8 protein-coding genes and 1 pseudogene are annotated in these 9,997 nt (G+C 61.3%); 8 read left to right on the forward strand and 1 reads right to left on the reverse strand.

Features of this window, described 5'->3' with window-relative positions:
• A partial coding sequence (locus KBA32_RS14475) for a hypothetical protein (RefSeq protein WP_294360274.1) occupies positions 1–209 on the forward strand: 209 nt, incomplete at its 5' end.
• Positions 210–361: 152 nt separating this feature from the next.
• Positions 362–1,402 carry a D-alanyl-D-alanine endopeptidase gene (gene pbpG / locus KBA32_RS14480; protein ID WP_294360276.1) on the forward strand — a complete coding sequence of 347 codons (1,041 nt, stop codon included), beginning with the start codon at positions 362–364 and terminating at the stop codon, positions 1,400–1,402.
• A 31-nt stretch (positions 1,403–1,433) separates the two neighbouring features.
• On the opposite strand, the gene KBA32_RS14485 is transcribed toward pbpG, so the two are convergent.
• Positions 1,434–2,168 carry an IclR family transcriptional regulator gene (locus KBA32_RS14485; RefSeq protein WP_294360294.1) on the reverse strand — a complete coding sequence of 245 codons (735 nt, stop codon included), beginning with the start codon at positions 2,166–2,168 and terminating at the stop codon, positions 1,434–1,436.
• Between the two features lie 225 nt (positions 2,169–2,393).
• On the opposite strand from KBA32_RS14485, the gene KBA32_RS14490 reads away from it, so the two are divergent.
• The 6 genes and pseudogenes from KBA32_RS14490 to KBA32_RS14515 form a co-directional block, all read left to right on the forward strand.
• On the forward strand, positions 2,394–3,044 hold the full coding sequence (locus KBA32_RS14490) for an aldehyde dehydrogenase family protein (RefSeq protein WP_294360279.1): 651 nt from the start codon (positions 2,394–2,396) through the stop codon (positions 3,042–3,044).
• Positions 3,041–3,493, forward strand: coding sequence for a D-aminoacyl-tRNA deacylase (gene dtd / locus KBA32_RS14495; RefSeq protein WP_294360282.1), 453 nt, complete (start codon positions 3,041–3,043; stop codon positions 3,491–3,493). The genes KBA32_RS14490 and dtd overlap by 4 nt, the downstream gene beginning before the upstream one ends.
• Positions 3,494–3,822: 329 nt before the next feature.
• Positions 3,823–5,325 (forward strand): acetyl-CoA hydrolase/transferase family protein, encoded by a 1,503-nt coding sequence (locus KBA32_RS14500; RefSeq protein ID WP_294360285.1) that lies wholly within the window; start codon positions 3,823–3,825, stop codon positions 5,323–5,325.
• 227 nt (positions 5,326–5,552) lie between these two features.
• Positions 5,553–6,581 (forward strand): efflux RND transporter periplasmic adaptor subunit, encoded by a 1,029-nt coding sequence (locus KBA32_RS14505; RefSeq protein ID WP_294360288.1) that lies wholly within the window; start codon positions 5,553–5,555, stop codon positions 6,579–6,581.
• Positions 6,582–6,666: 85 nt separating this feature from the next.
• Positions 6,667–9,882: an efflux RND transporter permease subunit gene (locus tag KBA32_RS14510; RefSeq protein WP_294360291.1), complete on the forward strand. Its 3,216-nt coding sequence runs from the start codon at positions 6,667–6,669 to the stop codon at positions 9,880–9,882.
• Positions 9,879–9,997, forward strand: a pseudogene (locus KBA32_RS14515) (DUF2892 domain-containing protein); the annotation flags it as partial. The gene KBA32_RS14510 and the pseudogene KBA32_RS14515, both read left to right, overlap by 4 nt.

Genomic DNA, 9,997 nt, shown 5'->3' on the forward strand with positions numbered 1-9,997 from the left:
CGCGTATTCCAGTTCGGAAAAACTCGCCTGCTTCGTCATCTCGCCTATCCGCTGTCACTCTTCCCGCATTTTCTCATCCCGCAGCCATCGGCTCATCGCAGGGTGGAATAAATCAGCGTTTCCCTAAGTTGGTAAATGGGCCGGTTTTGGTGCTTTTGGGGAGTCGTTTTTTGATGCGTTTTTCTGGTGTGCTGGCGAATGCCAATTAGTGTTGCCGGCTACATCCGTGCTCCGGTTGGCGGTAGGTGATGTGTTTTCGAAGATTGCGACGGTATCCCCATATTTCCATTAAGTTTTGCTCCGCTTAGCCTGAATTTGGGTAAAATCGGGGCCTGAAAGAAGCGCTTTGCTGGGGGCATGAATGAGTATTGGTTTTCGTATTTTTGTTTTGACTGCCTTTGTGGCGTTGGGGGGGGTTCTCCCCCACTCTGGAGACGTGCAGGCCGCAGAAAAGCGTGTCGTGCAAAAGAGCAAGGCCAAGCCTGTTGCGAGCAAGGCGGTCAAAGGGAAGTCTGCGAAAAAGCAGCTAACTGCGAAGGCGACGACGAAGGTCAAGGTCCGTCGCCAAAACCTGGCGGCGCCCGAAATGGTGGCTGCGTCGGGAGCGCTTGCCGTTCAGTCGGGATCGGCGTTGGTCGTCGATCAGTTTGGCGGCGAAGCTCTTTTTCAGAAAAACGCCGGTCAGATCGTGCCGATTGCCTCGATTACCAAGCTGATGACGGCGATGGTCGTGCTGGACGGTTCTCCGGCCTTACAGGAGCCGGTGCGAATCACCGACGAGGATGTCGACTATTTGCGCGGGAGCCGCTCGCGTTTGCACGTTGGTTCGGTTCTTTCGCGCGAATCGGCGTTACTGCTCGCGCTGATGTCGTCGGAAAATCGGGCGGCGAACGCGCTGGCTCGCCACTATCCGGGCGGGATGCCGGCGTTTCTTGCGGCGATGAACATCAAGGCGCAGGCGCTCGGCATGCGGGATACGCACTTCGAAGATCCCACCGGTTTGACGAGCAACAATGTCTCAACGGCCAACGACTTGGCCAAGATGGTTGCCGCTGCGTACAAGTATCCGTTGATCCGGGAGTTTTCGACGACTGCCGAAGCGACGGTCGATGTCGGCGCGCGCGAAATGGCTTATCGCAATACAAACCCGCTTGTGCGGAGCGCGGCGTGGGACGTCGGACTCTCGAAGACGGGTTACATCAGCGAAGCTGGAAAGTGCCTGGTGATGCAGGCGCGGGTGGCTGACAAGCCTGTGGTCATCGTCCTGCTCGACTCGGCTGGCAAGCTGACGCGCGTTGGTGATGCGAACCGGATCAAACGCTGGATGGAGAGCACTCACGCTTCAAGAAAAGATGTGATCCACGCGGCCGCAAACACATCGGGTGAGCGCGGCCCGGGTTGATCCAGAATACTCGGCGCCCGAGCGCGCGCCGTCAAACCCTCGTTCGTGCTGGGTTGAAACCCAGTGCGCGCGATATTTCCTCGGCAGTTTTCCTGATCTGTTCGACCCATTCGGGGTGGTGCCGGTCGACTGGTGCTGATAGCGAGAGTCCGGCGACGATGACGCCTTCGTCGTTGCGAACCGGCGAGGCTACGCAGCGCAGGCCGAGTTCGGCCTCCTCGTTGTCGTAGGCGACGTCGTGCCGGCGGATCTTGTCGAGTTCCTTTTCCAGTGTGGAGAGGTCGGTCAGCGAGTGCGGTGTCTTTCCCGGTAGGCCGGTGCGTTTTGCGTAGGCGCGGACATCTTCCGACGTGTCCGCCGCCAGAAACAGTTTGCCGAGGGAAGTCAGGTGCAACGGCGCGCGCCCACCGACCAGGTAGACGACACGTACCAGCGATCGGCCACCGGAAGTGCGTTCGATGTAGATGATGTCGTCTTCGTCACGTACGCCGAGATTGATGGCTTCGCCGATGGTTTCATGCAGCCTTTGCATGAACGGAAGGGCGATTTCGCGCAGATTGATGCGTGCCTTGACCAGGTTGCCGAGTTCGAACAGGCGGATTCCCAGCGCGTAAGTGCTGGCCTCTTGTCGGGACACCAGGCGCGCGTGCGTCATGACTGCCAGAATTCGATGGGCCGTCGAGGGGTGCAGGCCGGTGGCCTGTGACAGCATCTTGAGCGTTGCCGGTTCCTGGCTCTCGGCCAGCGCATCGAGAAGCGACATCATTCTCTCGATGACTTGAATCGACCCCTTCGCTTCATGTTGTTCCACAGTGGTTTTCCCGATAGATCTTTTGTTTTTTCGAGCGGCGGAATGGTATCGTTGCCGCATTCGTTCGGTCGGATCTTGAACCGTGCCATCTTACCATCATGAGCGCTGGCAATCCGCAATGTGATACGTGGCGCGTCTGGGCAATGGCAAAGACGTGTCAAGAATGCCTGCAGGAAACCTATGTTGATTGAATCAGATGATCCACCGGCCGTTCCGCTCTGGATCAACGGCCACGCCTATCTCACGATGGCGCCCGAGTTTTTTGATGTTCGCGACTCTGCGCATGATCGCGTGCTCCGCCGTACGCCCCTCTGTGCGGCCGATGTCGCGGACAATGCACTCGAGTCGGCGCGGAAAGCGGGCGCGGAATGGCGGGCACTGCCTGAAGCGGATCGTCGTGCGCTGTGTTCGCAGCTTGCCATCGAGTTGGAACGCTACTCCGAGCACTTCTGCCACCTGATCGCCGAGGAAGCCCGACGGTCGCCTGCCGATTCAAGCACGGAGGTCGCCGCGACGCTTGCCCTCTTGCGCGAGATTGGCGAGGCCCGGTTGGACTCCGGTGCGGCAGTTCTAGCGATTGTGGCCTCCGCCGGGATGGCGATGCTCGAACCGCTGCGTCTGGCTGTGCCGGGTTTGGCGGCCGGGGCGGTGGTCGTGCTGAAGACCGACCCGTCCGAACCATCGGCGCTCGTGGCGCTGGCCGAATTGACCGGACGCTGCGGTTTTCCTCCCGGGGTCTTCAATGTCGTTCATGGGGGTGAAGCCATGCTGCAGTGCTTTCGCGACCTGCCCGACGTGCAATTCATGTTTGCTCAAAGGGAGGATAGGTGAGGGTCATTGCGCAACGGGTCGCCTCGGCGAGTGTCATGGTCGGAGAGGAAACGGTCGGGGCGATCGACCACGGACTGCTGCTTCTTGTCGGCGTTGAGGAGACGGACAGCGAGGCCGATGTGAATTGGCTCTCGGCCAAGCTGAGCAAGCTGCGCATCTTTCCGGATGCGGCAGGCGTGATGAATCGCAACGTGAGCGAGGTTGGCGGGCAAGTGCTGGCGGTCAGCCAGTTCACGCTTTTTGCGTCGATCAGGAAGGGAAATCGGCCGTCCTGGAGCCGTGCTGCGCGCGGGGATGTTTCTCAACCGCTGTTTGAGCGGTTTGTTCGCCAACTCGAAACAGACCTCGGGATCAAGGTTGAAACCGGGGTCTTCGGTGCCGACATGCGGGTGAACTTGACAAATGACGGACCGGTTACGCTCTTCATCGACTCGAAAGCGCCCGAGTAAGCCAACCGAAGATCCTGTCGCCTCTATTTTGACCATTGCGGTGCGCCGTGTCTGGTAATGCTCATGGCATCATAGCGGCGGTTCTCTCGTTTGCTCGGCTGTTGGGCTGGGGCTATAATCCGCGCACCTGTTATTCGGTGGTTGATGGCCGCGCTGGTAACGTAATTTCTTCCGCTATTCCTGTATTTTTCCTTGCCGGCCGGGCGCGTTTCTGCAAGCCCAGGCTGTTCTTGTCCTCGCAGGCGGAACGACTTCGACGCGGTTTCAACGGTTATTCAATGCTGCCGCGTTCGTCGCGGGGCTTTATCTTTTGAGGAGTCCTTTTCGTCATGTCCCTACCCTTCCCGATTCTTACCGCTGAAGAAGCGGCGGAACTCATTCAGAACGGCCAGAACATCGGCTTCAGCGGCTTTACCGCCGCCGGTGCCGCCAAGGCCGTGCCGTTCGCGCTTGCCCAGAAGGCACGGCGCGAGCATACGGCCGGGCGTCCGTTCAAGGTTGGCGTTCTGACCGGCGCTTCGACCGGCAAATCGCTGGACGGCGCCCTGGCCGAGGCGGAAGCCATCAGCTTCCGCACGCCGTATCAAGGCAACGCCACCCTGCGCAAGCAGATCAACTCCGGCGCAGTGCGCTTCTTCGACCAGCACTTGTCCTCCGTGCCGCAGGTGGCGCGCTATGGCTATCTCGGCAAGATCAACTGGGCCGTCGTCGAAGCCTGCGACCTCACCGCCGGCGGCGGTGTCGTGCTGTCCACCTCGTGCGGCGCGTCGAATACCTACATGCGCCTGGCCGACAAGATCATCATCGAACTGAACGCCAAGCATCCAACCTCCTTGCTTGGCATGCACGACATCTTCGAGCCGCAGGATCCGCCCACCCGCAGCGAAATTCCGATTTTCAGTGCGTCGGACCGGATAGGTTCGCCGATCTGCGTCGTCGATCCGAAGAAGATCGTCGGCGTGGTTTACACGAACCTTGCGGATGAAAGTGCCGGTTTCGACGAAGGTACGCCGGTCACCGATCAGATCGGCCAGAACGTTGCGGACTTCCTCGTCGGCGAAATGCGTGCGGGGCGTATTCCGAAGTCCTTCCTGCCGCTGCAGTCGGGCGTCGGCAACATCGCCAATGCCGTTCTCGCAGCGCTTGGCAAGAGCCAGGAAATTCCGGCTTTCGAGATGTACACCGAAGTGCTGCAGGATTCCGTCGTTCCGCTGCTCGAGAACGGCCGCTGCACCTTTGCCTCGACATGCGCGCTGACCCTGAGCCCGGAAGCGATGCAAAAGGTTACGAGCGACATCGACTACTACAAGAAGCGCATCATGCTGCGTCCGCAGGAAATTTCGAATCATCCGGAAATCGTCCGTCGTCTCGGCATCATCTCGATGAACACCGCGATCGAGTTCGACCTGGGCGGCAACGTCAATTCGACGCACGTCATGGGCAAGACCATGATGAACGGTATCGGCGGATCGGGCGACTTCACCCGCAACGCGTACCTGTCGATCTTCTCGTGCCCGTCGACGGCCAAGAACGGCATGATTTCGGCCATCGTGCCGGTTGCGTCGCACATGGACCACAGCGAGCACTCGGTGAACATCGTCGTCACCGAACAGGGCGTTGCCGACCTGCGCGGCAAGGATCCGCATGAGCGCGCCGCCCTGATCATCGAGAAGTGCGTGCACCCGGATTACCGCGAGCAGTTGCGCGACTACCTCAAACTGGTCGGTCCGGGCAGCCACGAGCCGATGTCGTTGTCGATGGGCTTCGCGATGCACCGCCAGTTCCTGCGCCACGGCGACATGCGCAATATCAACTGGCAAGAGTACGCATGACCGTTCTTTGAGTCTTTCGGCAAGGGCTGCATTTATGCTTGCCGTGCCGGAACAAGAACCAACGGCAAGGCCTCCCGAGCGGAGGCCTTGCCGTTTTTGCATGGGCGTTACCTTGGCAATGGGTCTCCTATGCAATCAGGATCATGGATGGTGAGTTTTCAGCTGGTTGCCGCTATGCTGAAAGCGGTTGCGAATGCTTGTGCTTTTTCGTGTATTAGAATATTCTGATGAATATGAAGACTACCCATCGGCACTCCTTGCTTGCTCTCTTCGTCGTTCTCGCCGCGCTGTTCTTGAGTAGCGCTGGGTGGGCGGAAGAGTTGTCCACTTTGGTCGTCAAGCCGCATCCGGTTGATCTGACCTTGCCGTTCGAGGCCACGATCGAGGCGACGACGCAGACGACCTTGACCTCGCAGGTTTCCGGCCGCGTGATCGACATGCAGGTTGACGTCGGTCAGACGGTGCGGAAGGGCGATTTGCTCTTGCGCATCGATGCGCGCGAAGCGAGCGAATTGGCCGCCGGTGCCACCGCGCAGTACATCAACGCCAAGGCGAACTATGAACGGCTGAAGAATCTGCATCAGCAGAAATTCATCAGCGGTGCGGCGCTCGACAAGGCCAAGGCAGATTTCGAAGCGGCGCAGGCGGCGCGCGGGCAGGCGAGTGTGGGCGTCGGACACGCCACGGTAACAGCACCGATCTCGGGCCTCGTCGCCCAACGACAGATCGAACAGGGCGAGACGGCGGCTCCCGGGAGCCCGTTGCTGACGATCTATGACCCGAACGGCCTGCGTGTCACCGCCAGCATTCCGCAATATCAGTTGCCGCAGATCAGAAGCGTCAAGCAGGCGCGGATCGAGTTTCCCGAACTCGGGCGCTGGGTCGACTCCAGGTTCGTGACGCTGCTGCCGACGGCTGACGCGGCGACGCACGTTTCGCAGGTTCGTGTCGGTTTGCCCGACAACCTGGTGGAGGTCGTGCCCGGGATGTTTGCGCGCGTGCATTTTGTCCTCGGGCGAGCGGTGCGCATGACGGTGCCGGCGACGGCAATCGTTCGCCGCGGAGAAGTCGCCGCGGTCTATGTGAAGACCGAGTCGGGCGCGCTTGTGCTGCGTCAGTTGCGCCTGGGCGAGCGCCTGGGCGGAGGCGATGTCGAGGTGCTCGCCGGCTTGGCTGAGGGAGAGCAGGTTGTCCTCGACGCGGTACGCGCCGGTATCGAACTGAAGGCACGGCAGGCGCAGGAACAGAAGAAATAAGGAGTGTGTACCGCCTTGTCCGGCGGTTTCGCGCTGTGCCGGTGCGAATCCCGAGAACGCGAAATTTGAAAATGAGCCACGCTTTATGAGTCTAGGTCTGTCAGGTCGGATTGCCCGTTCGTTCCAGGCGTCGCAGATGACGCCGTTGCTGGCGCTCGTCGCGCTGTTGATGGGGATTTTCGCCACGCTCGTTACGCCGCGCGAGGAAGAGCCACAGATCGACGTGACGATGGCCAACGTCTTCGTCCCTTTCCCTGGCGCGTCGGCCAAGGACGTCGAGAATCTCGTGGCGTCGCCGGCCGAGCAGGTGTTGTCGCGCATGTCGGGCGTCGAGCACGTGTATTCGGTATCGCGTTCCGGCATGGCGGTCATTACCGTTCAGTTCGACGTCGGCGTGAAGTACAACGACGCCGTGCTCCGCCTTTACGACACGGTGCATTCGAACAGCGACTGGTTGCCGCCGAACCTCGGTGTCGGCCAGCCGGTGATCAAGCCGAAGGGCATCGACGATGTGCCGATCGTGGCGCTGACCTTCTGGACCAGTGATGCCGAACGCAGCGCCTTCGATCTACAGCAGGTTGCCCGATCGGCGGAGGTCGAGCTCAAGCGCATCAAGGGCACGCGTGACGTCGCCAGCATTGGCGGCCCCGATCACGTGATCCGCGTGGTCATGGACAGCGAGCGCATGAACGCCTTCGGCGTGACGCCGCAGGACATCGCCGGTGCGCTCAAGGTGAGCAACGCCCTGCAATCGTCGGGTAGCGTCGTCGCCGGCAACCGCGAGGTGCTGGTGCAGACCGGCACCTACATCGAATCGGCCGCCGACGTACGCAAACTCGTCGTCGCCGTGCGCGGCAACGCCGGCGAGCGCAAGCCCGTGTTCATGGGCGACGTGGCCGAGATTGACGACGGACCCGACCAGCCGGTCAAGTACGTGTGGTTCGGCGACAAGACAGGAATTTACCCGGCGGTAACCCTGCAGATCTCGAAGAAGCCCGGCGTTAACGCGGCGGATGTCGCCAATGGCGTGATCGGCCGTGTCGAATCGCTCAAGGGAACGGTGATTCCGGAGGGGGTCGAAGTGTCGGTGACGCGCAACTACGGCGAGACGGCGACGGACAAGGCGCAGAAACTGATCGGCAAGCTGGCGTTCGCCACCGGCTTCGTCGTCCTGCTCGTTTTCTTCGCGCTCGGCAAGCGCGAGGCGCTGATCGTCGGCGTTGCGGTGTCGCTGACCCTGGCGGCGACGTTGTTTGCCTCGTGGGCGTGGGGCTTCACGCTCAACCGCGTGTCGCTCTTCGCGCTGATCTTCTCGATCGGCATCCTCGTCGACGACGCCATCGTTGTCGTCGAGAACATCCACCGCTGGCAAACGCTGTTCCCCGAGAAAGGCCTGCTCGAGATCATTCCCGATGCGGTCGACGAAGTCGGCGGACCGACCATCCTCGCGACCTTCACGGTGATCGCCGCGCTCCTGCCGATGGCCTTCGTCACCGGGCTGATGGGTCCGTACATGAGCCCGATCCCGATCAACTCGTCGATGGGCATGTTCATCTCGCTGGCGATCGCTTTCGTAGTAACGCCGTGGCTGGCCGCGCATCTGATGAAGTCGCACGCCGGCGGCGGGCACGCTGCCGCCGAACATGCATCGGAGGAGGTCGAGCGTGGCAAGCTTGACCGCGTATTCCGGCGCGTGCTGACACCCTTCCTTGACCGGGACAAGGGGCGCGCCGCGCGTCGTTCTCTGATGGTCGTCGTGCTGCTGTTGATCGTCGGTTCGATTTCGCTTGCGGGCGTCAAGCTGGTCGTCCTCAAGATGCTGCCCTTCGACAACAAGAGCGAGTTCCAGATCGTGCTCGACATGCCGGTTGGCACGCCGCTCGAAGAAACGGCGCGCGTGCTGCGCGAGATCGGCGACGAGATCAACAAGGTACCCGAGGTGATCAACTATCAGGCCTACGCCGGCACGGCGAGCCCGATCAACTTCAACGGCCTCGTGCGCCAGTACTACCTGCGCGCGGCGCCCGAATCGGGCGACCTGCAGGTCAATCTCGTCGACAAGAAGCATCGCTCACGCCAGAGCCACGAGATCGCCAACTCGGTGCGCGACGCCGTCGAAGCGATCGGCCGCAAGGCCGGCGGCAACGCCAAGGTCGTCGAAGTGCCGCCCGGGCCGCCGGTCATGTCGCCGATCGTCGCCGAAGTCTATGGGCCGGACTATCCGGGACAGATCGCCGTCGCGAAGGCGGTGCGCGGCGTCTTTGAGAACACGGCCGATCTCGTGGCGATCGACGATTCGGTCGAGGCCGACGCGCGCAAGAGCGTGCTGCACGTACTGCAAAGCAAGGCGGCGCTGCTCGGCGTCGCGCAGAGCGACATCGTCGAGGTCGTCGGCATGGGGCTGGCCGGCGCTGACGTGACGCCGGTGCATAACACCGAGTCGAAATTCGAGATTCCGGTGCGCGTGACGCTTCCGGCCGAAAAGCAGAGTTCGCTCGATGCCCTGCTCAAGCTCAAGGTCCGTTCGCGCGAGGGGCAACTGGTGCCGATTTCGGAAGTCGTTGAAATCCGCGATCTGCCGCGCGAGAAGTCGATCTTCCACAAGGATCTGCTGCCGGTCGTCTATGTGTATGGCGACATGGCCGGCAAACTCGATTCGCCGCTCTACGGCATGTTCGATGCGCGCAGCCAGCTCACCGGCAAGGCGCTGGAGCAGGGCGGCAGCCTGCAGGAATGGTTCATCCGCCAGCCGGCCGACCCCTACGCCAGCTACGCGATCAAGTGGGACGGCGAATGGCAGGTGACCTACGAAACCTTCCGCGACATGGGCATCGCCTACGCGGTCGGCCTGGTGCTCATCTACCTGCTCGTCGTCGCGCACTTCCACAGCTATCTCGTGCCGTTGATCATCATGGCGCCGATTCCGCTGACCATCATCGGCGTCATGCCCGGCCATGCCTTGCTTGGCAGCCAATACACGGCGACGTCGATGATCGGCATGATCGCGCTGGCCGGCATCATCGTGCGCAATTCGATCCTGCTCGTCGATTTCATCAAGCAGCAGGTGGCGACCGGGATGGACTTCGCCGAAGCCGTGATCCAGTCGGCCGCCGTGCGCGCCAAGCCGATCGCGCTGACCGGACTGGCCGCGATGCTCGGCGCGCTGTTCATCCTCGACGACCCGATCTTCAACGGGCTGGCAATCAGCCTCATCTTCGGCATCTTCGTTTCCACCGTGCTCACGCTGGTGGTCATCCCGGTGCTTTATTACGCCGCATTCAGCAAGGAGAACGCATCATGAACGTCGAACGGGCCATCCGCATCATGGCGGGCAGTTTTGTCCTCATTTCCCTCGCACTCGGTGCCGACGCGAGTCCGCTGTTCATCTCCAAACACTTTCTCTGGCTCGCCGTTTT

This window comes from Propionivibrio sp. (assembly GCF_017995515.1).
In the GTDB taxonomy this organism is placed as follows: domain Bacteria; phylum Pseudomonadota; class Gammaproteobacteria; order Burkholderiales; family Rhodocyclaceae; genus Propionivibrio.